Raw genomic sequence first — 24,121 nt, 5'->3', positions numbered from 1 at the left:
GTTCATTATGCTTCATCAATCAGCTCGATGTCAGCTCCCAATTGTTGCAATTTTTCAATAATATGCGAATAGCCGCGAAGGATAAATTCAATATTGGTAATCTCCGTTCTACCCTGAGCCATCAAACCGGCAATTACCAAGGCAGCACCTGCACGCAGGTCTGTCGCCTTAACTGGAGCTCCTGTTAATTGGTTTGGTCCTTGGTAAACAATGCGATCACCAACTGTTTCAATGGTCGCTCCCATGCGCATCAGTTCAGCCACATGGTTGACCCGCTTTTGATAAATGGTATCTACGATGCTTCCCTTTCCATTAGCGGTCAAGAGCAAAGGAGTCAAGGGTTGTTGCAAATCCGTTGCAAAGCCAGGGTAAGGAGAGGTTTTAATGTGAACAGCTTTCAGATTTTCTTGCTTTTCAACAAACACACTATCCTCAGAAATCGTCATCCGAACGCCCATTTCTTCCAACTTAGCGATAAAGCTTTCTAGGTGTTCGTAGAGGACATTCGTAATTTGAATCCCTTCTCCCACAGCAGCAGCAAGAGCGATATAAGTCCCTGCTTCGATGCGATCGGGGATCACTTGGTGACGCGTCCCATGGAGATAGTCCACTCCTTCAATGGTAATGATATCTGTACCCGCACCACGTATGTGTGCTCCCATATTATTGAGAAGGGTCACGACGTCAATGATCTCAGGTTCACGAGCAGCATTTTCAATAACAGTACGACCTTCCGCTTTAACAGCTGCTAGAATGGTATTAATAGTTGCTCCAACGCTAACCGTATCCATATAGATAGCTGCGCCACGAAGACGCTGTCCATTTGTGGAAAGGTTCATACTCGAACCATCCATAGTCATCTTAGCACCCATCGCCTCAAAGGCTTTCAAATGCAGATCAATGGGACGTGGACCTAGATCACATCCACCTGGTAGACCGACAGTTGCCTGGCCATAACGTCCCAAAAGACTTCCGTAGAAATAGTAAGAAGCGCGAAGACTATTGATCTTACCAAATGGCATTGGCATATCTTGTACACCACGTGGATCGATAATAAGAGTCTCCCCATCTCGCTCCACCTTTGCCCCCATGAGGGTCATAATGTCAATCAAGCTAGCCACATCTGAAATATCTGGAACACCATCAAGGGTCACAATTTCGTCTGCTAAAATAGTCGCTGGAATAAGGGCCACCACGCTATTTTTTGCACCACTAATGGTCACCTCACCTTTTAAAGGGCGACCACCATTAATTATAATTTTTTTCATGTAAATTTGTATAAGCTCTTTCAATCATTCGGTAAAAAATTACCGCATCTATTATATCATAAAAACGCTTCATTTTCCACTACTTCTTATCTTTTGATCGGTCAATCCAATCCTTAGAAAACCTCAACTATATGTTTTACTATTTTTTTATATTTTTGCTTGCAAGACTAATTTATTTATGTGTTCAATTGTTGTTTTTTAAAAAAGGCAGCCCTTTTCGGACCGCCTTTCCTGAGTTTATTTCACTTCATTTCCTAGTTCGTATTTACTGCCTTTTAGAGCTCGGCTCAAGGACCATTTCCAAGATTTCCCCTCAATGGTTACTTGATTTTTTTCTATATCGACTCTTACTTCTTCCACACCTTTTACTGCGGATAATTTTTCAGTGACAGCATTGGCACAACCTTGGCATTTCATTCCACTAATTTCGTATGTTTTTGACATAATTATTTTCCCTTCTTTTACTCGAGGAGGCAATTTTTCTCCTTGTTCTTACAATTCTTTTCTCTTTAATCTTAGAGCATTCAGTACAACCGATACTGAACTAAAACTCATGGCTAGACCTGCTAACATCGGGTTTAAGAGCGGGCCACCAAAGAGATAGAGAAGCCCCATCGCCACCGGAATGGCTAAAACATTGTAGATAAAGGCCCAGAACAAGTTTTCCTTGATGGTCTTAATCGTGTAACGACTAATTTCCAAGGCTCGGACAACATCCATTAATTGCGGTTTCATGACGACGATATCGGCACTTTCCATGGCGATATCTGTCCCAGATCCCATGGCAATCCCGATATCCGCTGTTGCAAGAGCTGGTGCATCGTTGATTCCATCTCCCACCATGATTACAGACTTGCCTTCTGCTTGCAAATCTTGGATCACCCGTGATTTTTCTTGAGGAAGGACTTGACTGATGACCTGCTGGATTCCAGCCTTCTTGGCAATCGCTTGAGCAGTCCGTTCATTATCCCCAGTCAGCATGATGACCTCCTTGCCCATTTTTTCTAGACTAGCGACCATTTCTAAACTATCTTCCTTGATCCGATCTGCTACCCCAAATAAGGCCATGAGTTGTCCATCTTCAGCTATGAAAATCGGGGTTTGTCCATCCTGAGTTAAATCTTCCAAGTCAGCCTTGGCAAGTTGAATATCGACCCCTTCCTCTTCCATGAGCGTTTGATTCCCAGCCAGATAAACCTTCCCACCATAGCTAGCAGTGAGTCCTCTTCCTGTTAGACTAGAGAAGTGTTCCATCTCTAACAAGTCTACCTGTGCTTCTTTCGCAGCTTCCAAAATAGCTTGTCCTAGTGGATGCTCGGACTTGGCTTCCAGAGAAGCTAGGAGTTGTAAGGCATGGTTCTTCTGACCATAGATATAGGAAGATGACAACTGAGGTTTACCTTGAGTGATGGTCCCCGTTTTATCGAAGACCAATACTTGCGCTTGGTGAGCTAACTCAAGGACATCCCCTCTCTTGTAGAGGATCCCATGCTCTGCTCCTAATCCTGTCCCCACCATGATGGCTGTCGGAGTCGCCAAGCCTAGCGCACATGGACAGGCAATGACCAAGACACTGATCGTTACCGTCATAGCAAAGGTGAAGGTCTCACCCATGATGAAGTACCAAAAGAGGCCTGATAAGAGGGCAATCCCCATGACTACAGGGACAAAGACCCCTGCCACTTGATCAGCAATCTTAGCAATCGGTGCTTTGGTTTGTTGGGCATCTTCCACCAGTTGAATGATTTGTGCTAGTAAGGTATCCCGACCAACTTTCTCAGCCCGATAAACCAAACTACCTTGTCCATTAATGGAACCTGCGTAAACTTGACTGCCTTCCGTTTTTTGGATGGGGATAGATTCACCCGTCAGCATGCTTTCATCAATGGCTGATTGTCCGGAAACCACTTGACCATCAACGGCTATTTTTTCACCAGGTTTGACTAGGATATGATCTCCAATGACCAAGTCTTCTACAGGTAGTTTCACTTCCTTTCCATCACGTAGGACTGTTGCCTCTTTAGCCGCCAGATGCATGAGCTTTTTGATAGCTTGAGAAGTACGCCCTTTTGATAATGTTTCAAAATACTTACCCAAAGTAATCAAGGTTAAAATCACGGCTACAGATTCAAAATAAAGCTGGTGCACGTGATGGTGGTGGCCAAGCAAAATGTGATAAGTCCCATAAAGACTATAAAGAAATGCTGCACTAGTCGCTAAAGCCACCAAAGCATCCATATTGGGATGGCCTTTTAGAAGGGTTCGGAAGCCATTTTGATAAAAGGCTCGACCGAAAACCATCACAGGGATGGTCAAGGCCAAAAGAACAAGAGTATAAACCACTGGTGCTTGATCAGGTGAAACAAATGCAGGTGCCGGTAGGCCAATCATGGGCCCCATTGCTAGATAAAAGAGAGGCAGGGTGAAGACGGAAGACCAAAAGAGGCGTTTTCGGATCAATTGTAGCTTGTCACCTTCTCGCTCTTCTTGGCTCTTAGCTGTATCTGGATTGTATACTACTGCCTCATAACCGGCATCCGCTACCGCTTTTGAAATAGCCTCTGGACTCAAAGGTTTCCCCTGATATTCAACCGTCATTTTTTCAGTGGTTAGGTTCACTGTCGCTTTTTCAACACCGTCCAGATGGTTGACAGCTTTCTCAACATTGATGACACAGGATGCACAGGTCATCCCATTGACAACAAAAGTTTCTTCTTTCATATCTCTTCCTCCACATGACTGGCACAGTGACACTGGCCAGGTTGGCAATCACATTGAACCCGCTCCACGCTCACTTTCGAAGCCAGGAGGTCTTGCAACCCCTTCATTTGCTCCTCGGTCATAGGAGTTTGCTGGATTAATCGTTCTAATATGTGACCATGCTTGGTCAAGCAGATCTTGCTTAAGACTTCTTGGACAGCTGTTAAATTTGCCTCTTCTTCATTGAGGATGGCCTGATACAAATAGGTCCGACCTTCTCTTCGGCTTGTCAAATAGCCCTTATCTGCTAACCGTCCCAAGAGGGTTTTCACCGTCGAAGCTGACCAGTCCTGCTTGGTGGAGAGAATCTTGGTTATTTCAGTAGAAGTCGCTCCCCCCTTGGTCCAGAGAACTCTCATGACTTCCCATTCCGCACTTGAAATCTTTGCCATTCTTTTACCTTTCTAGCTCTCATCAAGAACAATTGATTTACATTTGTAGTTTTATTATACACCTTCCATTTTGCTTGTCAATCATTTTGTTTACATTTGTAGATTAATTTCATAAAAAGATAGTGGGACAGAAATCGGTAATTCGTTAGAATTCGATTTCGCCGTCCCACCTCCGCACAGTTGAGTAGGGCCGTTAAAGCTGATGAAATCAGCGTAGTAGAGCCCACTCAACCACTGCGTCTTGCTCGACAATCCAAAGATAATTGAGAGGCTAGGACTTTTGTCCCAGCCTCCTTTCTATCTCATTAGTTAACTGCTTCTTTCAAGGCTTCTACCTTGTCCAAACGTTCCCATGGTAGATCGATATCAGTACGTCCCATATGTCCATAAGCCGCTGTTTGACGGTAGATTGGACGTTTGAGATCCAACATTTGAATAATCCCTGCAGGACGAAGGTCAAAGATTTGACGCGCTGCTGCTTCTAATTTGGTTTCAGCAACTGTTCCTGTACCGAAAGTATCGATACGAACAGATACAGGGTGAGCCACCCCAATCGCATAAGCCAATTGCACTTCTGCTTTCTTAGCAAGACCTGCAGCAACAATGTTTTTAGCGATATAGCGAGCTGCATAAGAAGCGGAACGGTCAACCTTAGTCGCATCCTTACCAGAGAAGGCACCACCACCGTGACGTGAGTAACCACCATAGGTATCTACGATAATCTTACGACCAGTCAAACCAGAGTCACCTTGAGGTCCACCGATAACGAAACGACCGGTTGGATTGATGAAGAATTTTGTCTCATCATCAAGATAAGAAGCTGGAATCACTTCCTTGATGACCTTGTTGATCACATCTTGGTGAATTTGTTCATTGCTCACTTCTGAATCGTGTTGTGTTGAAATAACGACTGTATCCACGCGCACTGGCTGGTCATTTTCATCATACTCAACCGTAACTTGCGATTTGGCATCTGGTCGAAGGTAGCTAATTTCACCCGACTTACGTAGCTCTGCCAAACGACGAACCAACTTGTGGCTGAGTGAAATTGGTAATGGCATGAGTTCTTCTGTCTCATCCACCGCAAAACCAAACATGAGACCTTGGTCACCAGCTCCAATCAAGTCAAGTGGATCTTGATCCGCATTCCCACGAACTTCCAAGGCTTCATTAACCCCTTGAGCGATATCAGGTGACTGTTCAACAAGTGATGGGTGAACTCCCACCGTCTCCGCTGAGAAACCATACTCAGTATTGGTATAGCCGATCTCTGCAATGGTATCACGAACCACACGGTTGATATCCACATAAGCAGTCGTTGAAATCTCTCCAAAGACATGAACGGAACCAGTATAAACAGCTGTTTCTGCAGCCACGTGTGCTTCTGGATCTTGCTCTATAATAGCATCCAAAATAGCATCTGAAATTTGGTCTGCAATCTTATCTGGATGCCCCTCAGATACTGATTCAGACGTGAATAATTTACGTTCTGACATAAAAATGTCCCCCCTTAAAAAATAATCGTTATAGAGTTACAAAGAACTGGTAGATGCTTTCTACCACCTTATCGGGACCATATAACCTAACTATTATAACACGATTTTGCACAAGTATTCCTTTTTTTATTAAAAGAAAAAGATATAGTTTGAAACTATATCTTTTGAACTTAACTGCTATCCAACTCTAATCCTTACAATAGCAAAGTGCCTATTAAGACAAGAATAGTGGAAATGATAGATGGAATTCGAAATAGGAACCAATCCGGATCACCAGCCAAAAACATGGAGATGAAAAAGAAAGCTACAGAGACAAATAGAATCTCCTTACTGGCGAATATCCTTCCAATGCCAAGCAGGACTGTGGCAATAATATAAGAAATCAGATGTAATCCCAAAAAGAATAGGAAGGCAATTGCCCATCCTCCTACCATCAGAGCACTGCCTATAAACAGTCCAAGATAGCCGATGTTTAGGAAAAATACAAAAGTTAGAAGCCCTGTATTAGGAACAGGTTTTTCTGAACCTTGCTCTATCATTGGCCACTGAGCTGGATTTTCTGGATTTGGCCCCATCGTTGATGGCTGAATAGCATTTTCTGGAACTGGCGTCGCCATTGGTGGCTGAACAGCCCCCTCAGGCAGACCTTGATGCCCTTGGTTTGATTCATACTTTGGACCTTGGTCTGTCATCGCTATTCCTCCTCTTTTATAAAGTTACGTTATTTGGTGTTTCTTACTCCTATTATACACCTTTTGATGATCCATTGCATCGGCTATGATGAGTGATAAATTTTTTCTATCAAGTTGATAAATTATCCATATTATTCAAATTATTTTTTTCGTGTTACAATGACTGTATTATTTTCTAATCAGTAAGGGAGCATTTCTTTTTTCCTTACTCATTAGAGAGGAGGAAATCATTTTTGGATTGGTCAATTGTTGAACAATATTTTCCACTCTACCAGCAAGCCTTTTTCTTAACCTTCCACATTGCTCTATGGGGAATTTTAGGTTCATTTCTTTTAGGACTGATTGTCAGTATCATCCGACATTATCGTCTACCGATTTTAAGTCAACTAGCTGGTTGTTACATCGAACTTTCTCGAAATACACCGCTCTTGATTCAGCTCTTCTTCCTCTACTTTGGCTTGCCAAGGATAGGAATCGTCCTTTCTTCAGAGATTTGTGCAACCATTGGTCTCATCTTTTTAGGTGGTTCCTATATGGCTGAGTCCTTCCGAAGCGGTCTAGAAGCTGTCAGTCAAACCCAGCATGAAATCGGTCTCTCCATTGGGCTAACACCCAGACAGGTCTTTCGCTATGTGATCCTACCACAAGCGACCGCAGTGGCTCTGCCTTCCTTTAGCGCCAATGTCATTTTCCTGATTAAAGAGACCTCTGTATTCTCTGTAGTCGCTTTAGCTGACCTCATGTATGTAGCAAAAGATTTGATCGGACTCTATTACGAGACAGACATCGCCTTGGCCATGTTGGTCATTGCCTATCTGCTCCTCTTACTACCGATTTCACTTCTCTTTAGTTGGATAGAAAGGAGATTACGCCATGCAGGATTCGGGAATTCAGGTACTCTTTCAGGGAAATAATCTCCTTCGAATACTCCAGGGCTTGGGTGTGACCATTGGGATTTCCATTATCTCTGTCTTCCTATCCATGATCCTTGGAACCCTCCTCGGCATCGTGATGACTTCTCACTCAAAAGTCATTCGTCTACTCACTCGCTTTTATCTCGAATTTATTCGAATCATGCCCCAGTTGGTCTTGCTCTTTATTGTTTACTTCGGTTTGGCCCGAAATTTCAACATAAACATTTCTGGTGAAAGTTCAGCCATTATCGTCTTTACCCTTTGGGGAACAGCTGAGATGGGGGATTTGGTTCGAGGGGCCATCACTTCTCTTCCAAAACACCAGTTTGAAAGTGGACAAGCCTTAGGATTAAGCAAGGTTCAACTATACCACTACATTATCATCCCACAGGTTCTCAGACGATTGCTTCCACAAGCTATTAACCTGATTACCCGTATGATTAAGACAACCTCCTTAGTGGTCCTCATCGGGGTTGTAGAAGTTACCAAGGTCGGCCAACAAATCATCGATAGCAACCGCCTGACCATCCCAACCGCTTCTTTTTGGATTTATGGAACCATTTTAGTCTTGTACTTTATCGTTTGCTTCCCTATTTCCAAATTAGCAGGACAGTTAGAAAACCACTGGAGGAATTAATATGTCTGAAACCATTTTAGAAATCAAGGACCTAAAAAAATCCTTTGGAGACACTCCTATCCTCCAAGGCCTTTCGCTCAAGGTTCAAAAAGGGGAGGTCGTGGTGGTCTTGGGGCCTTCTGGTTGTGGTAAAAGTACCCTCCTTCGTTGTATCAATGGCTTAGAAACTATCCAAGCTGGCGATATCCTCTTGGATGGTCAATCCATAACCAAAAACCAAAAAGACTTCCATCTGGTCCGCCAAAAGATTGGGATGGTCTTCCAAAGTTATGAACTCTTCCCCCATTTAGACGTTCTCCAAAACTTGATTCTTGGTCCTACAAAAGCCCAAGGACGAGCTAAAGAGGAAGTCATCAAGGAAGCAGAAGAGTTACTGGAACGGGTCGGTCTCTTGGAGAAGAAACATAGCTACGCAAGGCAATTGTCTGGTGGACAGAAGCAACGGGTAGCCATCGTCCGCTCCCTCCTCATGCATCCAGAAATTATCCTCTTCGATGAAGTGACAGCCTCTCTAGACCCTGAGATGGTCCGGGAAGTCCTAGAACTCATCAACGACCTGGCCCAAGAAGGACGGACCATGATTCTGGTGACCCACGAGTTACAGTTCGCACAAGCCATTGCCGATCGGATCATTTTCTTGGATCAGGGCAAAATTGCCGAAGAAGGAAGTGCTCACTCCTTCTTTACCAACCCACAAACCCAACGAGCACAAGAATTTTTAAATGTATTTGACTTTAGCCAATTTGGCTCATATCTATAAAGGAGATTTTTATGAAATTCATTAAACCAATTTTAGTTCTTTTTACCTTCGCTCTCGCTTTGATCTTTATCACTGCTTGCGGCTCTAGCAAGTCATCAACTTCTTCTACCGGCTCTAAAGCACGTACCATTGAAGAAATCAAGAAAAGTGGCGAGCTTCGTATCGCAGTCTTTGGAGACAAAAAACCTTTTGGTTATGTTGATAATGATGGATCCTACCAAGGTTACGATATCGAACTAGGAAACCAATTAGCTAAAGACCTTGGTGTCAAACCGAAATATGTATCAGTGGATGCGGCTAACCGTGCGGAATACTTGATCTCCAATAAAGTGGATATCACATTAGCTAACTTTACCGTTACTGATGAGCGGAAGAAACAAGTAGACTTCGCCCTTCCTTACATGAAGGTTTCACTCGGTGTGGTATCTCCTAAGGATAAAGTCATCACTGATGTGAAACAATTGGAAGGAAAGACCTTGATCGTAACCAAGGGAACTACTGCTGAAACTTACTTCGAAAAGAACCATCCAGAAGTGAAACTTCAAAAATATGACCAATACAGCGATGCCTATCAAGCTCTCCTAGATGGACGTGGCGATGCCTTCTCAACAGACAACACAGAAGTCCTTGCTTGGGCTCTTGAAAACAAAGGATACGAAGTTGGAATTACATCACTTGGTGATCCAGATACGATCGCACCAGCGGTTCAAAAAGGAAACAAAGAACTCCTCGATTTCATTAACGATGACATTCAAAAGCTTGGAAAAGAAAACTTCTTCCACAAAGCTTATGAAAAAACTCTTCACCCAACCTACGGCGATGCTGCAAAAGCAGATGACCTCGTTGTTGAAGGTGGCGAAGTGAAATAACAAATAAAGACTCTATCGCAATGATAGAGCCTTTTTTTCTTGTCAAAAACTATTTTCCCTAGTATCCTTTGGTCGTTTCACCCAAAAGAAAGTACCTAGTAGGACATCGATGGCTAAACAGACAGAGAGGAGCTGTAGTGGCCACAGCAAGCCATAAACAGCTGATAGACCGTAGAAAATACATGCTGATGCCCAAAGTAGTCGAGAATCTATCGCCAAAGCGAACTGGGTTGAGACAAAGCCGATGGTGAATAGGATCAAATGGATACTCGTTGCATAAAAAATCATGAAGGCAAAAGGGCCGGTCAAGATGAGTCCGACGAAGCCCAAGCCATAATAAGTAAGACCGAGCCATTTTGGAAGAGCAAAGAGATAGGAATTAGGAGACGATGCATTTTCTTCCTTGCTTAATTCACCGTTAACAGGCTCTCTGGATGTCTCAAGTGACTGCTTGCTATTGTTGTCTTGCTCAACTGTCACATCCACTGTAGGCCTTTCTTGCCCAGCCACTAAGCCCTTTGTTACTACTCTTTCACTTCTATCACTCGATTGGTTCCCAAATAACATAACAAGAGGAGCGATGACTAATTTTTCTTTCATCAAGACGAATACATTAGGATAGCCATATCGTTTTGGGTAAGAAAGTAAATCGGATAATAAGGAAGAAGATTCCTTATTTCCGGAGCTCACTTCATCCGAACCTCTTTGACTTTCTAACCGCTCAGCTACCTCTTCTTCATCTCCACTTGCAACACCTTCTTGGTCCGAAAGGGCGCTTGACCGAGCCCCAAAGAGCTTCTGCAAACTTTCCTTCTGTTTATAAATCAGGTAAACGGAAATGACAGAATGGTAAAAAGGAATGGGTGCAGTCGTCTTTAAAACGAGCAGGTCTAGCATGACAGAAGGGAGATAGTAACAACCATAAAGGCAACTGAGCACAAATAGGACCTTCTGATTCTTAATGATGAGGAAACTAGACAACAAGATGATAAGCAGGACTTCTTGATCCACACCTTCAAATAATCTCCAGTAAAAGTCAGATTTTGAATGATCCAATATATTCCACAAGCGTAGGACAACAGGAATCCGATCTACCAATTGTAAGACACTGATCCCCAAGGAAACCAATGGAACGATTGGATACCAGGTTCCTTCCTGACCAACCAAAGAATGAAGACGAGGCCACTCCACCTTATTAATCATGATCAAGACAATCGCTAAGGTTGGAAGTTGAGAAAGTCTCATCACCACCTCAGTACCAAACAAAGCAATAGGAACCTCTTGTGGCCAAAAGATGCTGAGAACTAGGAAGAGAGCATATATAAGAAGCCCTTCCTGCTTCCCCTGGTCTTTCCAGATTTTTACTGTGAGAAAGACTTGAATAAGTAGCCATAAAAGAATCTGAAGGATTGACAACCAGATGATAGAGGGATTCTCTCCATTTCCAGGCTCTCCGGATAAGATCATAAATACTTGAAAAAGAGCTCCAAGAACCTGGACTAGTAAGAGAATGAGGTAGCAAATTTTACGGTTCATCAAAATCTCCTTCCTCTAGACGAATCAGTGAAGCGTGAACTCAAAAACGAGCTTTCTTTTTAATTGTAGCTAGTGAGACAACAAGCCATTCTTAAATAAAGTCTGCCTCTGCAATAGCTTCTTTGACCACTTCCAATGGAAGATGGACTAGCTCTACTTCTTTTTCACGGTAGAGATACTCGGCATACTCATCGATGCGGTATTGATGGATATAAACAACCCGCTTGCAACCAACTTGAAGTAGCTGCTTGGTACAATTGAGGCAAGGGAAATGGGTCACATAGGCTGTGAAACCTTTGGGAATCCCCCGTTCCGCTCCCTGTAAAATAGCATTGACCTCTGCATGGAGGGTCCGGACACAATGCCCTTCCACCATGAGACAGTCATGATCCAAGCAATGTTCTGTACCAGAGACAGAGCCATTGTAGCCCGTCGCAACCACCTTATGATCCTTGACCAATACAGCACCCACCTTGGCCCGCTTACAGGTTGCCCGATTCGATATTAACAAAGCCTGTGCCGCAAAATACTCATCCCAAGCTAATCGTTTATGTCCCACAGTCTTGTCCTCCTTCAAAAACCTTCTAATTTTTTTCATTATAGCACGAAATCAGCAAGAAAAAAAGATGACACTGTCACAGCCGATTCCTTCACTCAAAGAAAAAGAGATCCATGCGGATCTCTTTATTAATTATTTACCAAGTTTTGCTTTAGCTGCATCTGCAAGAGCTGTGAAAGCCGCTGCATCGTTAACAGCCAAGTCAGCAAGCATTTTACGGTTAACTTCGATCTCAGCCAATTTCAAACCATGCATCAATTGTGAGTATGAAAGTCCGTTCATACGAGCTGCCGCATTGATACGTGTGATCCACAATTTGCGGAAGTCACGTTTCTTTTGACGACGGTCACGGTATGCATAGTAGTAAGAGTTCATTACTTGTTCTTTTGCAGTACGGAACAAGATGTGTTTAGCTCCATAGTAACCTTTAGCTAATTTAAGAATACGTTTACGACGTTTGCGTGATACAACGCCACCTTTAACACGTGCCATTTATATTTCCTCCAATATTTCCTAGAATTCTTTACTTACAAATACGCGATTATTTCAAGCGAGTAAGCATTGCTTTGATACGTTTGAAATCTCCTGCATGCACCATAGATGCTTTACGAAGATGACGACGTTGTTTCTTAGTTTTTCCGTGGAAACGGTGAGAAGTGTAAGCACGGAAACGTTTAAGTCCACCAGAACCTGTACGTTTGAAACGTTTAGCTGATGCGCGGTGTGTTTTTTGTTTTGGCATGATATTTTCTCCTTTTTTTAACTTTCTGACAGATTATTTCTTGTCAGTTGCTGGTGCCAACTGCATGAACATTTGACGACCATCCATTTTAGCACGTTGTTCGATGATAGCAATATCTTGAGTTGCTTCAGCGAAGTCGGCTAAAACTTTTGCCCCAATCTCTTTATGGGTGATCATACGACCCTTAAAGCGAATGGAAACCTTCACTTTGTTCCCTTTTTCAAGGAACTTGCGAGCATTGCGAAGTTTTGTATCGAAATCACCCTTGTCAATAACTGGGCTCAAACGAACTTCTTTCACGGTCACAACGCTTTGTTTTTTGCGTTGTTCTTTTTGTTTCTTCTGGTACTCAAATTTGAACTTACCGTAGTCCATAATTTTCGCAACAGGAGGTTTAGCTTGAGGTTGAATGAGAACCAAGTCCACATTAGCGTCGTCCGCAAGTGCTTGCGCTTCACCAAGTGGTTTGATACCCAATTGTTCGCCCTCAAGACCGATTAAGCGAACTTCACGTACACGAATTTCATCATTGATGAATAAGTCTTGCTTTGCTATGGTTTTCACCTCTTTTTTTATTTTAGAGAAAAACAAGAGCGGACTTGCTAACGCAAACCCGCACTACATGATTATATTTCATTTCTGAAACTTGATCCGTAGGGGCCAGACAACGTTAGTTGCAAGGCGAGAAGTTCTCACTTCTGCTTTTCTCAACTTTTATATGATATCAAGTTTATGATGGATTGTCAAGGATTTTTTTTGCTTTTTCTTCAATAAATGCAACCACTTGATCAATCCCGACACCAGTCGTATCAAAATGAATGGCATCTGCTGCTGGTTTTAATGGCGAAACCTCTCGGTGACTGTCTTTATAGTCCCGCTCAGCAATTTCTTTTTTCAATACTTCTAAATCTGTTTCAATGCCCTTGCTCAAATTTTCCTTATAGCGGCGTTCTGCACGTTCTTCTACAGAAGCCACTAGGAAAATCTTCAATTCTGCATTTGGTAAGACAACCGTCCCAATATCGCGACCGTCCATGACGATTCCCCCTTGAGCAGCAATCTGTTGTTGCTGGGCAACCAAGCGCTCACGCACAGGAGCCAAGGCAGATACCCAAGAGACATTGTTGGTCACTTCATTGTCACGAATTGGATGAGTCACATCGACATCAGCTACGAAGACTAATTGTTGCCCGTCTTCAGAGCGCCCAAAGCTCACAGGATATTGGTTCAGCAAATCAACCAACTGGTCAACATCTGCTTCAGTCAGATCATGACGAAGAGCTAAATAGGTCGCTGCACGATACATGGCACCTGTATCGAGATAAGTGTAGCCTAAATTTTTAGCAATAATCTTAGCAACAGTTGATTTCCCACTGGATGCAGGACCATCAATTGCGATTTGAATTTGTTTCATAGTCTATCCTTTATCGAATTTTGACCACATCACCTGGATTCGCATACCAGGAACCAGTAGACATGTGAGATGGATTCAATTGCTCCAATTGGGCGATCGAAATTCCAGCACGTGCCGCAATCGCTGCCTCTCCTTCACCAGCAAGAACTGTGATAGTCTCTTCTCCTGACTCGTCATCACTTGAAGCTTCTGAACTTTTGGCTACAGGAGCTGCACTACTAGATGAAACGACTGTTGTTTCACCATTGTAGAAACCGCTCATTTGTTTCTTCTTATCGCTTCCACCTGTAGAAAGGTAAACTAAGAAGCAGACCATCGCTACAATAATAATAAAGAAAATAATCGCCAAGATGGTCAACAAGCGATCAGCTTTTATCCCATTTAATTTGTTTGTTCGTTTCAATGTTTCTTCTCCATCATCATAAATCTCTTCTTCCCATGGTTCTTTTGCCATGACTTCCTCCTTGTATTTTCCACTAAAAATCATTACAATATAGATATGAAAATAACCTTAATACCTGAACGTTGTATCGCATGTGGCCTTTGCCAAACATATTCGGACATTTTCGACTATCACGATAATGGTATCGTTAAGTTCGCCTCTGAGGATAAACGATTGGAAAAGGAATTTCCTACCGATGCTGCTATCCAAGAAGCGGTTAAAAATTGTCCAACCCGAGCTCTTATCAAAGATTAAGAGCTTTTTTCATTATCTGCATAGTAGAGTTGATAATAGTCCACATGGATAAAGTTATCTGTCAACTCAATCTCACCTTTGAAATAATCATTCAAGGCTAAGGCATTGATAAAGTATTTTTTGGGCCACTTACGCATACAGAAGGTCCGACTTCTTGATCCATCGTTGAAAATCAACTTGATGGAATTCTTTGTAACTTCCACTTTTTCAATCGATGAAATCGGAACTTTTATAGGAGTCAATGGATTCGCCGTGATAATCCGTAAAAACCCATCATCGTATATGGTAAAATAGCGATGAACTCCTACAGCCAGCAAGGCCATAAAGAGAAAGAATGAAAAGAGTACCACCGTCGGGATACTGGAACTCTCATACATCAGAGCTAGTCCAATAAAGACGGGTATAACCGATAAAGACCAATAGGTAATTAGCATGGATAAATCAGGCTGCCAATGGTATCGGATTTTCCCAAAAATCTTAATCATATGCGGAACCCCCTTCTACTAGTTTAGCATAAAATCAACAAAAATAGAACAGGAAAGCCTGTTCTATTTTTAATAATTTTAGTGATCAAATCACTGAATGACAGATTGATGAAAGCTGGTCTCTTTCCATTAATTTTTCGCCGATGGTACCTCGAAGAAATCTTTGGATAGATAGCCTTTACCACTGATCAAATCATATTCCACCATCTTCAAATCTTCAGCAATCTCCCTCGCTTCTCCTTCTAAAGCTTTTTTGTCTACACTTGCTTTCTTCAAAACTTCCGTCAAGAGAGCATAGTAAGGTGAGACTTTAGAGTTGGTCTGTTCAAAGACCATAGCAGAGAAATCACTTGAATTGACTAAAGGATAGTCTAATTTAGGAGTCTCAAAATTACTCCAAATAAAGTAATCCGTTTGGTACTGACCTTCTGGATAGTTCTTAAAGGCAGATTCTGGATACAAACCAGGCAAATGATCTCCATAGAAGACAACCGTAATCTTTTTATCAATTTTGGATAACTTTTCTAGGAAGTCTTGGGTGGCATTGTCAGTATGATATAACATTCTGATGTATGCAGATAATTGATTATTTGCATTATCAGAAAATCCTGGATAAGATGCGTTCATATCAATTGGATTAGGTTCATTCCATGGTGTATGATTTTGCATCGTCATTACTGAAAAGAATTGACTATCTTTATTCATATTTTTTAGTACTAATTGGTAAGTGGACTCATCACTATAATTCCCACCAATATTGTAACCCTCTTTTCCTTTATTACCATAATGAATAAATTTAGCAAAGTCAAGGTTTCCATAAATAATATTACGCGAATAATTACTAGGACTAGCTATATGTATAACAATCCGATTATTAGAATTGAAAGAATTACTTATTGAAGGAAAGTAATTCATGACTGGAGCAACTTGTGTATATAATATAGAAATGGAAGGAGATAAGTTATACATAGGTAAACCAGTTAAGGTTTGAAACTCCATATTAGCAGTTCCACCTCCATAGCCATCCGATTTCATTAAACCACTTGTCGTACGTTTTTTTATTTCTTGGATTTTAGGAATTGGATTAGATGATACTTTCACATCCTCAATACGCGAAGGATCAGAAAAACTTTCACTTAATACATAAATGACTGTTTGTTCGTTTATATTCTCTTTTCTGGTTAGATTTATATCACCCGCAACTTTTTTGTACTTTTCTTCAATTTTTTGAATAGAACTTTTACTATAGTCTTTTGGTTTTATCATAACTTCTGATGTTAAATGAGAAAACCAAACATATGATAATGATTTAACTTGAGCATTCGTTGTATTTCCAAACCAAGAAATATCATGTTGATTGTTTAAAATACCAATTACAGGTATACTGTCATCAACCTTACCATCTCTTCTCTGTTTAAAAACACTATAAATACCAATGAAGAATGAAAAGATAGAAATTATTACAATTCCTCTTAGATAATAATTTTCCAATACTCTCCCATAAAGTAATATTTTTCTACAAAACAAGTACAAACCCAAAAATACTGCAACTATTAAAAACACATAAAAATACGATTGAGGCCCAAGCGAATCGAACATAATACCTGGATGCATCAACCAACTTAAATCACTTGGCAAAATAGGCTCTTGCCTATATTGAAACTTAAAATAGCTAGCTATTGATATACCAATGATTAAAAATACACTTAATAGAGTACTTAATAAAAACTCATTAAATAAACAATAAATAAGTAAAAATAATGCAAAAAATACAAGTACTTGAAAGGCGGTTGCACCAGGAAATAAATTTCTACCTAAAATAGTAACATCTGTTCTAATACTATTTTGAATCGTATAATTAAAGGTGATAGCAAAAAAAGAACTACAGACTAAGGCAGCACCGAATTTAGGTCTATTTCTGTATAATTCATCAATACCAATAATACTACAAAAAACAAAAGGAAAAAGTATGATAATTAAAAGAATAATAAATTTATCTAATTCCATTAAATATGAAAACTGGTTTTTAATCAGACCGTCTGTAAATAAATCTCTTAAATAACCAGTTTCCGGTAATATTTTATAAATTTTTGAATCAGTTAGACAAAAACCTATTAACATGAAGCTGTGGAATAATATTGAGTAATATTCCTTGTACTCAGAAATTTTAATAAGCCTATTCTCAAAAATAGGGCAATAAATTGAGATTACATAATGATAAATAAATGCAATTAAAAATATAGAGAAAAGAAATAGGAGAAAATTAACTTGAAAAAAGTCATTCGCTTTAAAAGAAAAAATATTATATTTTAAAACATTTACATTTCTACTACATTCAATAATATACGACCCTAATAAGTATAATAAGTATATAATAGCACTCTTAATAAAAAAGTATCTTGACCAAATTTTCGAAAGGACAACGGATATAAAACTAATACTTATAAAAAAGAGTAAGGGAGCATAATGAGAATACGAAAAATATAAAATTGAATGAGTGGAATTGAAAGGTAGAAAATAATTAAAATTGACAATTAACAATAAAATAAAGCTCACTAAGAATAAGCATAATTTAATGTATTGGTTTTTAATAAAGTTAAGCATCTTATTTTCTAAATATTCTCCTAACTAACTTTTTTATTCTGGAAATAAAATCTTTATTTTCTACCGTCGCATCAGTTATACAATATACATTTGAAATCAATTGTTCATTTAAAACCGACATAGGAAAATCAGTTAAATTATTGATTTGACTCTTTATGTAATTAGTCTGTTCAGAATTAACTTGAAATACCTTAACTTTTATAAATGGTACTTGTTGATTAAGAATTTCTTCGGGCCTATAATAAGAAAAATCAGGGTGAATTAGATTACCTGCGTCTTCATTTATAGTATTAAAAACCACACCGTATTTAAATCCAGATTTAGTTAGAATACCAGTAAATCTTGTCTCGTAACGATCAATCACACTTCTTATATTTTCATAATCCCTAATACTTGTCCAAAACTTTTGAAAAACTTTTGACGACACAACTTGACGGGAATAAGAAACAAAATAACTCTGAAGATGTTCCTTAAAATACTTTGTTTTTCTAAAATTAGTCATTCCCCAAAAATCAATATCTACTTGTTTTTCAAATTTTTCAAAATACTCTTTTAAATCCCACAAGGGACCAATACATGTATCGTTCATCAAGGTAACCGAATCATAATCTACCAAGGAATTAAATCCTATATAATTCATACCATCTCGCCAGGCAGCAAAATCATACCCAATATTCTCTCGTTGAACAACTTCATTAATGCCAATTTTTCGTAGGGATTTTAAATGTTCAGTTGATAAGCAACTATTCGATATCAATAGAATACGCGAAAAAAGTGGGGAAAGTTTTTCCAATTGATATAAAACATGACTACTTAAATCATCAGACTTATTGTAGTGAACATAAAGTAGAATTCTATTCATCTACATCGTCTCCCATTTCCCATTCCTTTGCAATAATCCGGTAGCAGAATCTTTCGCTGACAAATCATCATCTAAAATATCTGTTCGATTTAATAAAATTATAGGTGAATTATCTCCCTTTGCAAATGCAAGCATTGTATTCGAACTATCTCTTACTGAAACTTGAAGTTTTAATTTGATATCATTCAAGCTTGATAAACTACAAGAATAGCGGAAACTCTTCCTCCCTTTTCCATCAGTTAATAAATCTAAAGAATTATCATTATATACCCAAAGACCGCGATCAATTTCAGTTAGCGAGAAAGCTATGTAAGTTTTTATGTCCTGATTAACATCATATGACACCTCAAACTCAATGGGATCTTCAGGACTTGACATTTTATTCGAAAGCAATTTTATATTTAAATTGCTTACAGCTACATCCTCAATTGTAACATCATCATTTGAAACTTTTTGATTTGCTGCATTATCATAACTATATTGATTTGCAACATCATCAGGATTTCCAACTACTTTAACTAACCCATTTTCAATTAAAACAGCCTTATTACAATATTTTTTTACAGCATTCATATCATGGGTAACAAGAATTGTCGTCTTACCTGATTTTTTGCGTTCCATAAAGTAATCATTACACTTACGTTGAAAAGCCTCGTCTCCAACCGCTAGAACCTCATCCAAAATCAAGATATCCCCTTGAGCCTTAATGGCAACCGAAAAGGCTAAACGAACCTGCATCCCTGATGAGTAGTTCTTGAGTTTCTGGTTCATGAATTCATGCAACTCGGCAAAGTCTACAATGTCATCATACATGGCATCAATCTCAGTTGTTGAGAAGCCCAGCATGGCTCCATTCATATAGACATTTTCCCGACCTGTCAGTTCTGGATTAAAGCCCACTCCAAGCTCAATAAAGGACACCAGTTTCCCATCGATAGTGACTGTGCCTTTTTCTGGCACATAAATTTCAGAAATAATTTTTAATAGAGTAGATTTTCCAGAACCATTTCGTCCTACAATACCATAGAAATCTCCTTTTTCAACTTCAAAAGAAATGTCACGTAAAACTTCTTGTTTTTTGTAACCCTTAATCCCCCTAAATCGGTTTACTAAAGTTGTTCGTAAACTTTGAGTCGATTCAGTTGGTAACTTAAAGTATTTGCTGACATGGTCAACTTTAACTGCAATATTACTTGACATTATAAAATCTCCGCAAATCGTTTAGAATTTCTGTTAAATACAATAACTCCAATAATAAATACAACTATTGGAATACAATATGGAATACATGCAATTAACTTATTATCAAATAACTCCCAACCTCGAGGGTTGACTGGATCAATAATATAGTGACGCATATCTTGCAAAATTTGTGCAATTGGGTTCATCATCAATAGTTTTGCAACATCAGTATGATTTCGTTGTAATAAATATGTAATTGAATAAATAATTGGACTCGCATACATTCCAGCCTGTAGCACTACTTCCCAAACTGGACCTATATCACGGTATTTAACAAATAGAGCCGATAGGATAAAAGCAAAGCCTAAGGAAAGAAACAAAATCTCAATAAATAAAGGAATGATAACAAGAGTATGAATCCCAAATGAGACATTATTAATCAAGGCGAAAGTGAACACAACTAATAAATTAATCGAGAAGTTGATAGCTGCTCCTAGTACCGATGAAACAACAATAGTCTGTTTTGGAAAATTCAACTTTCTCAACAAATCGCCTCTTGAAACAATAGACAACATCCCCATATTTGTCGCTTCTGTAAAAAAGCTCCAAAAAATCATCGACAAAAGCAATCCAACTGCGTAGTGCGGAGTTCCATCATCAAATCTTAAGAATCGAACAAATACCACATACATGATACTAAACATCATCAAGGGTTTCAGAATTGACCAAAGGTAGCCAATAGCTGAGCCTTGATAGCGTAATTTAAAGTCTGTTTTGATTAATTCTCGTAATAAAATTCGATTTTTCTGACTAAAAACATCAAACATTATTTTCCACCTCTAAATGCAAACTTTGTTAAAATCAAGGTCGTGAACACACACGTGTGAAAAGCCCTGTTCTTGCGATAACCATACTGACGAATCCGTCTCAGACGTTCTTTCAGTGGAACGTCCATAATGGTCACAAAGTTTTCAATAATTTCTTTATTTTGGGGGCTGACTGGCAGTTCCAATAAATTTTTTGCTTGTTCTTGACTGGATTCAATGAGCTTCCAATACTTAGCAAACAGAATATGAGGGCGAACCCAATTTTTAAACCGTTTCCTAAGGGTTCGAGCACCCAGAACATTGCTACTGTGCTGCCGGTACAATTCTGTCGGCTGATCGATATAGATGAGCTTTCCAAAAGCAGTTGCCAGCAAGGCTAAATACCAATCATGCATGAGAAGCGCATGTTTTTCTTGGCCTGTCCATAAGTCAGCCAACGCGTGGTTAATCATGGCTACACCACCAGTTACCGTATTTTCCGTCAGCTCTTGAATCAGTTCTGTATTGGCATGATCAGACTGGGTGCGAATCATACTCTCATGTTGCACGTTCAAGTTTTCATCGACCACTTTTAAATCTGTGTAGACCAGCAAAGGGACTTCTTGAGGGTGCTTGGACGCTTCTGCTACTTGAAGAGCAATTTTTTCAGGAAGCCAGACATCATCTTGATCACTGAAGCAATAAAGATCAGCTTTTTCATATTTCAAGAGGGCATGGAAGCTCTTGATGACACCCAGATTTACGATGGCTCCTTGATTGACAAAGCAGATACGCTCATCCTGGGCCACCAATTCTTGAATAATCTTTACCGTATCGTCAGTTGACCCATCATCTCGGATCAAGAGTTGCCAGTCTTGATAAGTCTGGTCTTGAATACTTTTGACCTGCTCTTTTAGATACTGTTCACCATTATAGGTGGACAACAAGATATTTACTTTCATGATAAGAATAATTCCTCGTACTCACCTACAATTTTTTCCCAGGTAAAGTTTTGCTTCATATTGGTTTTAGCTAATTGACCCCATTCAGATACATCTTCTAAAGAATCAACCTGGTTGATTAAATGCGCCAAATTCCCAGCTTCTTTGGTCCAATATTGAGCTGTGTCCTTGGCAACTGTTTGGTTAAAGGAGACTCCTAAAACTAAATTCAGATCCGTGTGAGCAAGAGCCTCTAAGAGACCCGGATTGGTTCCGCCCACTTCATGACCATGGATATAAGCAAAGGCTTCTTTACGGATATACTTCAAGAGGTCTTGGTCATAAACCGTTCCTACAAACTTAACGCGAGGATCCTGATCGAATCCTGTTCGAGCACGGAGTTCTTCATAATAGGGATTGCCTTCATGATTACAAATGATCACCAAATCCCGCTTGCTGGAAGAGGTCATAAATTCACGAATGGCAGTCTCATAATTATTTTCTGGCACAAAGCGGCCCAAGATCAAGTAATAGTTCTTCTCCTGTGTCTGCCATTTCTGATAGAATTCTCGGACCTTATTATCCTGACTGGTCAGGCTGGTCGGAGACAAGTCCGTCCCATAGGCAATATAGGTCGTCTTGGACCAAGGATAGGCTTCCTTGATATAGGACTCAATACCTGGGTTGTCTGAAATTACCAAGTCAGCGTGGCGTGTCATGATTTTTTCAGAATACTTGAGATAGGCTTGAATCGGTTTAGCCCACTTGGCCCGCTTCCACTCCAGTCCATCTGGATTGATATAGAATCGTCCACCCATCTTATGGATCTTACGCGCAAAAGGCGCCACAAAAGCTCCAATTGTATTGCCTAAAACATAAAAAATCGGCTGTTCAATTCCTTGTTTCTTAACGACCTTCAAGGCATAGTTGATGGCCATCATATCGTAGGCGATGACACGCGCAGGCCCAATTTTCGGGGCTTTAATCGTAAAACAATCGATACCCTTGTAGTCAAAATGATGATAGGCTTGATCATTAGAAAGGCAAGCAACATGGTACTGGATTTCCGAAGACACTTGATGGGAGACCAATTGGTCCACAAAAGTCTCAAAACCGCCATATTGAGCCGGAAGACCACGACTTCCGATAATAAAAACGTGTTGCATAATATTCCCTTTCTAATAATTTACAGTCTGTTCAATTATACCATTTTAAGGAAAGCTTGTATAACCATTTGTAGTGACGGTATTTGTCTGCAATCATTCTATAACTTTTTTAATACAAATAATTTTTTAATAAAATTTTTAAATACATCAATTTTAGATGATTTTACACCCTTAATATTTAAAAATTTATCTTTTTCCTTTACATTAATCTCTACATCCTCATTTACATGTTTCAATATACACTTATAAGCAGTTTCTAAATTATATATTGCTGTTATTTTTTCTTTATTTTGTACCATTTCATTTTTCTTCATAGAAAAATTTGTCAATAAATTTAAGATATGTCTTGATAAATCAGGTATATCACCCAAGCAGTACATTTCTCCTTGTATAAAGAGGTCTTTAACAGATCTATATCCCTTGTTATTCGATACAATTGTTGGAATGCTATTTATTAGTGCTTCAATATATACCATTCCAAACGTTTCTATTTTTGATGTAAATACACATATATCTTTATCTGTTAAAAATTCCCAAGGTTTTTCAAGAAAACCTATGAAATGAACATTTTGAATGCCATTATTTTTTACATAATCTTTACATCTTTTTGCATATTCTTCATCTTCTGCACCAATAAATATCAATGGAATATTTGAAATATTTAAATTGTGATAAGCTTTGATTAATTCCAACTGATTTTTATTCTCAGTTATTCTTCCAATCTGAATAATCCTATGAGAATTAGAGGTTTTTAAATTTGTACCACTTATTTCAGAGTATGGTATAAAACTTAAAATATTCTTATCAGTTAATAATTGTGATAATTCCTTTTGCAAAGAACCAGACACAGCAAAAATTTGATCAGAATAATATTCAATAAATTCAAGTTTTTCTTTATAATAACCAAATTCTCCCTCAGGGAATTCATGAATTAACCAAAAATGATGAATATTTTCTTCAGCTGCAGCTAAAGCTCCTTGGAAGACATTAGCTGTATTACTAATAACTAAATCAACTTTATTCTGATTCAAAATCTCTCGAATTCTTTTAATATTATCCTCGTAACTTTTTACTCGCTGATAATGTGTCCCAGGTAATCCACCTGGAGCTTCTTCCCACCACCACTTAACTGCTGGAATACCAATAGCTTGAATTCCAGCTTTCTTCATCTGCTCCAAATAATTTTTTTGAACTGGTACACGATAATCAGGGAAAACGTTTAAGACTCGAAAGCCTTTACTAACTAAAAATTTCATTAAATTAAAAATTGAAATTTCGGCGCCATTATCCATTGTTCCAGTAGGTGAAATAAATAAAATTGTTTTAGTCATCGCAACTC

Annotated in this window: 26 protein-coding genes and 1 other annotated feature; of the genes, 5 read left to right on the top strand and 21 right to left on the bottom strand. The window is 39.3% G+C overall.

The window, feature by feature from the left end; genetic code table 11:
- Positions 1-5 precede the first annotated feature (5 nt).
- From L0M85_RS06115 to L0M85_RS06090, 6 genes are all read right to left on the bottom strand, one after another.
- Positions 6-1,268, bottom strand: coding sequence for a UDP-N-acetylglucosamine 1-carboxyvinyltransferase (locus tag L0M85_RS06115; RefSeq protein ID WP_061564092.1), 1,263 nt, complete (start codon positions 1,266-1,268; stop codon positions 6-8).
- 237 nt (positions 1,269-1,505) lie between these two features.
- Positions 1,506-1,712 carry a copper chaperone CopZ gene (gene copZ, locus L0M85_RS06110; protein WP_048688240.1) on the bottom strand — a complete coding sequence of 69 codons (207 nt, stop codon included), beginning with the start codon at positions 1,710-1,712 and terminating at the stop codon, positions 1,506-1,508.
- 48 nt (positions 1,713-1,760) lie between these two features.
- A complete protein-coding gene (locus L0M85_RS06105) occupies positions 1,761-3,989 on the bottom strand; it encodes a heavy metal translocating P-type ATPase (RefSeq protein ID WP_238656673.1) in 2,229 nt (742 codons plus the stop codon).
- Positions 3,986-4,420, bottom strand: coding sequence for a CopY/TcrY family copper transport repressor (locus L0M85_RS06100; protein ID WP_156676534.1), 435 nt, complete (start codon positions 4,418-4,420; stop codon positions 3,986-3,988). The genes L0M85_RS06105 and L0M85_RS06100 overlap by 4 nt, the downstream gene beginning before the upstream one ends.
- 305 nt (positions 4,421-4,725) lie before the next feature.
- The gene (gene metK / locus L0M85_RS06095) at positions 4,726-5,916 is read right to left on the bottom strand and encodes a methionine adenosyltransferase (RefSeq protein WP_238656672.1); all 1,191 of its coding nucleotides are present in this window, start codon (positions 5,914-5,916) and stop codon (positions 4,726-4,728) included.
- A gap of 194 nt (positions 5,917-6,110) precedes the next feature.
- The gene (locus L0M85_RS06090) at positions 6,111-6,608 is read right to left on the bottom strand and encodes a hypothetical protein (protein WP_238656671.1); all 498 of its coding nucleotides are present in this window, start codon (positions 6,606-6,608) and stop codon (positions 6,111-6,113) included.
- A gap of 233 nt (positions 6,609-6,841) precedes the next feature.
- Between L0M85_RS06090 and L0M85_RS06085 the strand changes: the two genes are divergently transcribed.
- From L0M85_RS06085 to L0M85_RS06070, 4 genes are read left to right on the top strand one after another with little or no spacing between them, the layout of a single operon-like run.
- Positions 6,842-7,522 carry an amino acid ABC transporter permease gene (locus L0M85_RS06085; protein WP_238656670.1) on the top strand — a complete coding sequence of 227 codons (681 nt, stop codon included), beginning with the start codon at positions 6,842-6,844 and terminating at the stop codon, positions 7,520-7,522.
- Positions 7,482-8,159, top strand: coding sequence for an amino acid ABC transporter permease (locus L0M85_RS06080; RefSeq protein WP_238656669.1), 678 nt, complete (start codon positions 7,482-7,484; stop codon positions 8,157-8,159). The genes L0M85_RS06085 and L0M85_RS06080 overlap by 41 nt, the downstream gene beginning before the upstream one ends.
- A 1-nt stretch (position 8,160) precedes the next feature.
- Positions 8,161-8,919 (top strand): amino acid ABC transporter ATP-binding protein, encoded by a 759-nt coding sequence (locus L0M85_RS06075; protein ID WP_048688064.1) that lies wholly within the window; start codon positions 8,161-8,163, stop codon positions 8,917-8,919.
- 11 nt (positions 8,920-8,930) lie between these two features.
- Positions 8,931-9,788 (top strand): cysteine ABC transporter substrate-binding protein, encoded by an 858-nt coding sequence (locus L0M85_RS06070; protein ID WP_125330057.1) that lies wholly within the window; start codon positions 8,931-8,933, stop codon positions 9,786-9,788.
- Between the two features lie 42 nt (positions 9,789-9,830).
- On the opposite strand, the gene L0M85_RS06065 is transcribed toward L0M85_RS06070, so the two are convergent.
- The 7 genes from L0M85_RS06065 to L0M85_RS06035 all read right to left on the bottom strand — a co-directional run bounded on the left by L0M85_RS06065 (position 9,831) and on the right by L0M85_RS06035 (position 14,493).
- Entirely contained in the window at positions 9,831-11,324 is a 1,494-nt protein-coding gene (locus L0M85_RS06065; protein ID WP_236127907.1) for a hypothetical protein, read from the bottom strand.
- A gap of 91 nt (positions 11,325-11,415) precedes the next feature.
- Positions 11,416-11,883: a cytidine/deoxycytidylate deaminase family protein gene (locus tag L0M85_RS06060; RefSeq protein WP_023023644.1), complete on the bottom strand. Its 468-nt coding sequence runs from the start codon at positions 11,881-11,883 to the stop codon at positions 11,416-11,418.
- A gap of 132 nt (positions 11,884-12,015) precedes the next feature.
- The gene (gene rplT, locus L0M85_RS06055; protein WP_000124834.1) at positions 12,016-12,375 is read right to left on the bottom strand and encodes a 50S ribosomal protein L20; all 360 of its coding nucleotides are present in this window, start codon (positions 12,373-12,375) and stop codon (positions 12,016-12,018) included.
- 49 nt (positions 12,376-12,424) lie between these two features.
- Complete coding sequence (rpmI, locus tag L0M85_RS06050; protein WP_003003453.1) at positions 12,425-12,625, bottom strand: 50S ribosomal protein L35; 201 nt, start codon at positions 12,623-12,625, stop codon at positions 12,425-12,427.
- A gap of 33 nt (positions 12,626-12,658) precedes the next feature.
- Positions 12,659-13,189, bottom strand: a complete 531-nt coding sequence (infC, locus tag L0M85_RS06045) for a translation initiation factor IF-3 (protein WP_006597373.1) — start codon at positions 13,187-13,189, stop codon at positions 12,659-12,661.
- Positions 13,190-13,204: 15 nt separating this feature from the next.
- Positions 13,205-13,335 (bottom strand) — a sequence feature (ribosomal protein L20 leader region).
- A 20-nt stretch (positions 13,336-13,355) separates the two neighbouring features.
- Positions 13,356-14,039 carry a (d)CMP kinase gene (cmk, locus tag L0M85_RS06040; protein ID WP_156676540.1) on the bottom strand — a complete coding sequence of 228 codons (684 nt, stop codon included), beginning with the start codon at positions 14,037-14,039 and terminating at the stop codon, positions 13,356-13,358.
- Between the two features lie 10 nt (positions 14,040-14,049).
- Positions 14,050-14,493 (bottom strand): SAG1386/EF1546 family surface-associated protein, encoded by a 444-nt coding sequence (locus tag L0M85_RS06035; protein WP_156676541.1) that lies wholly within the window; start codon positions 14,491-14,493, stop codon positions 14,050-14,052.
- A 45-nt stretch (positions 14,494-14,538) separates the two neighbouring features.
- Here L0M85_RS06035 and L0M85_RS06030 point away from each other — a divergent pair, with 45 nt between their 5' ends.
- Positions 14,539-14,736 carry a ferredoxin gene (locus tag L0M85_RS06030; protein WP_156676542.1) on the top strand — a complete coding sequence of 66 codons (198 nt, stop codon included), beginning with the start codon at positions 14,539-14,541 and terminating at the stop codon, positions 14,734-14,736.
- On the opposite strand, the gene L0M85_RS06025 is transcribed toward L0M85_RS06030, so the two are convergent.
- The 8 genes from L0M85_RS06025 to L0M85_RS05990 all read right to left on the bottom strand — a co-directional run bounded on the left by L0M85_RS06025 (position 14,733) and on the right by L0M85_RS05990 (position 24,113).
- Positions 14,733-15,221 (bottom strand): EbsA family protein, encoded by a 489-nt coding sequence (locus L0M85_RS06025; protein ID WP_238656668.1) that lies wholly within the window; start codon positions 15,219-15,221, stop codon positions 14,733-14,735. The genes L0M85_RS06030 and L0M85_RS06025 overlap by 4 nt on opposite strands.
- 129 nt (positions 15,222-15,350) lie before the next feature.
- The gene (locus L0M85_RS06020) at positions 15,351-17,228 is read right to left on the bottom strand and encodes an LTA synthase family protein (RefSeq protein ID WP_238656667.1); all 1,878 of its coding nucleotides are present in this window, start codon (positions 17,226-17,228) and stop codon (positions 15,351-15,353) included.
- 598 nt (positions 17,229-17,826) lie between these two features.
- The gene (locus L0M85_RS06015) at positions 17,827-18,687 is read right to left on the bottom strand and encodes a rhamnan synthesis F family protein (protein WP_023023650.1); all 861 of its coding nucleotides are present in this window, start codon (positions 18,685-18,687) and stop codon (positions 17,827-17,829) included.
- The gene (locus L0M85_RS06010) at positions 18,688-19,887 is read right to left on the bottom strand and encodes an ATP-binding cassette domain-containing protein (protein ID WP_048789134.1); all 1,200 of its coding nucleotides are present in this window, start codon (positions 19,885-19,887) and stop codon (positions 18,688-18,690) included.
- A complete protein-coding gene (locus L0M85_RS06005) occupies positions 19,887-20,696 on the bottom strand; it encodes an ABC transporter permease (protein ID WP_048789135.1) in 810 nt (269 codons plus the stop codon). Before L0M85_RS06005 ends, L0M85_RS06010 begins: the two co-directional genes overlap by 1 nt.
- Complete coding sequence (locus tag L0M85_RS06000) at positions 20,696-21,637, bottom strand: glycosyltransferase family 2 protein (RefSeq protein WP_048789136.1); 942 nt, start codon at positions 21,635-21,637, stop codon at positions 20,696-20,698. Before L0M85_RS06000 ends, L0M85_RS06005 begins: the two co-directional genes overlap by 1 nt.
- Positions 21,634-22,782 (bottom strand): glycosyltransferase family 1 protein, encoded by a 1,149-nt coding sequence (locus L0M85_RS05995; RefSeq protein WP_048789137.1) that lies wholly within the window; start codon positions 22,780-22,782, stop codon positions 21,634-21,636. Before L0M85_RS05995 ends, L0M85_RS06000 begins: the two co-directional genes overlap by 4 nt.
- A gap of 98 nt (positions 22,783-22,880) precedes the next feature.
- Positions 22,881-24,113 (bottom strand): glycosyltransferase family 4 protein, encoded by a 1,233-nt coding sequence (locus tag L0M85_RS05990; RefSeq protein ID WP_048789138.1) that lies wholly within the window; start codon positions 24,111-24,113, stop codon positions 22,881-22,883.
- Positions 24,114-24,121: the final 8 nt, after the last annotated feature.

It is taken from the genome of Streptococcus sp. DFI.7.26 (genome assembly GCF_022240605.1).
In the GTDB taxonomy this organism is placed as follows: domain Bacteria; phylum Bacillota; class Bacilli; order Lactobacillales; family Streptococcaceae; genus Streptococcus; species Streptococcus xiaochunlingii.
The sequence above is the reverse complement of the archived record's forward strand: the minus strand, read 5'-3'. Positions and strand labels throughout refer to the sequence as shown.

Excerpts from the sequence above, each read along its gene's own strand:
- cmk (WP_156676540.1), bottom strand. The coding sequence starts at position 14,039 with ATGAAACAAATTCAAATCGCAATTGATGGTCCTGCATCCAGTGGGAAA.
- L0M85_RS06100 (WP_156676534.1), bottom strand. The coding sequence starts at position 4,420 with ATGGCAAAGATTTCAAGTGCGGAATGGGAAGTCATGAGAGTTCTCTGG.
- L0M85_RS06105 (WP_238656673.1), bottom strand. The coding sequence starts at position 3,989 with ATGAAAGAAGAAACTTTTGTTGTCAATGGGATGACCTGTGCATCCTGT.
- L0M85_RS06030 (WP_156676542.1), top strand. The coding sequence starts at position 14,539 with ATGAAAATAACCTTAATACCTGAACGTTGTATCGCATGTGGCCTTTGC.
- L0M85_RS06000 (WP_048789136.1), bottom strand. The coding sequence starts at position 21,637 with ATGAAAGTAAATATCTTGTTGTCCACCTATAATGGTGAACAGTATCTA.
- L0M85_RS06020 (WP_238656667.1), bottom strand. The coding sequence starts at position 17,228 with ATGGAATTAGATAAATTTATTATTCTTTTAATTATCATACTTTTTCCT.
- L0M85_RS06025 (WP_238656668.1), bottom strand. The coding sequence starts at position 15,221 with ATGATTAAGATTTTTGGGAAAATCCGATACCATTGGCAGCCTGATTTA.
- L0M85_RS06015 (WP_023023650.1), bottom strand. The coding sequence starts at position 18,687 with ATGAATAGAATTCTACTTTATGTTCACTACAATAAGTCTGATGATTTA.
- L0M85_RS06075 (WP_048688064.1), top strand. The coding sequence starts at position 8,161 with ATGTCTGAAACCATTTTAGAAATCAAGGACCTAAAAAAATCCTTTGGA.
- L0M85_RS06010 (WP_048789134.1), bottom strand. The coding sequence starts at position 19,887 with ATGTCAAGTAATATTGCAGTTAAAGTTGACCATGTCAGCAAATACTTT.
- L0M85_RS06090 (WP_238656671.1), bottom strand. The coding sequence starts at position 6,608 with ATGACAGACCAAGGTCCAAAGTATGAATCAAACCAAGGGCATCAAGGT.
- L0M85_RS05990 (WP_048789138.1), bottom strand. The coding sequence starts at position 24,113 with ATGACTAAAACAATTTTATTTATTTCACCTACTGGAACAATGGATAAT.
- L0M85_RS06005 (WP_048789135.1), bottom strand. The coding sequence starts at position 20,696 with ATGTTTGATGTTTTTAGTCAGAAAAATCGAATTTTATTACGAGAATTA.
- L0M85_RS06080 (WP_238656669.1), top strand. The coding sequence starts at position 7,482 with ATGCAGGATTCGGGAATTCAGGTACTCTTTCAGGGAAATAATCTCCTT.
- rplT (WP_000124834.1), bottom strand. The coding sequence starts at position 12,375 with ATGGCACGTGTTAAAGGTGGCGTTGTATCACGCAAACGTCGTAAACGT.
- L0M85_RS06035 (WP_156676541.1), bottom strand. The coding sequence starts at position 14,493 with ATGGCAAAAGAACCATGGGAAGAAGAGATTTATGATGATGGAGAAGAA.
- L0M85_RS05995 (WP_048789137.1), bottom strand. The coding sequence starts at position 22,782 with ATGCAACACGTTTTTATTATCGGAAGTCGTGGTCTTCCGGCTCAATAT.
- copZ (WP_048688240.1), bottom strand. The coding sequence starts at position 1,712 with ATGTCAAAAACATACGAAATTAGTGGAATGAAATGCCAAGGTTGTGCC.
- metK (WP_238656672.1), bottom strand. The coding sequence starts at position 5,916 with ATGTCAGAACGTAAATTATTCACGTCTGAATCAGTATCTGAGGGGCAT.
- rpmI (WP_003003453.1), bottom strand. The coding sequence starts at position 12,625 with ATGCCAAAACAAAAAACACACCGCGCATCAGCTAAACGTTTCAAACGT.
- L0M85_RS06070 (WP_125330057.1), top strand. The coding sequence starts at position 8,931 with ATGAAATTCATTAAACCAATTTTAGTTCTTTTTACCTTCGCTCTCGCT.
- L0M85_RS06065 (WP_236127907.1), bottom strand. The coding sequence starts at position 11,324 with ATGAACCGTAAAATTTGCTACCTCATTCTCTTACTAGTCCAGGTTCTT.
- L0M85_RS06115 (WP_061564092.1), bottom strand. The coding sequence starts at position 1,268 with ATGAAAAAAATTATAATTAATGGTGGTCGCCCTTTAAAAGGTGAGGTG.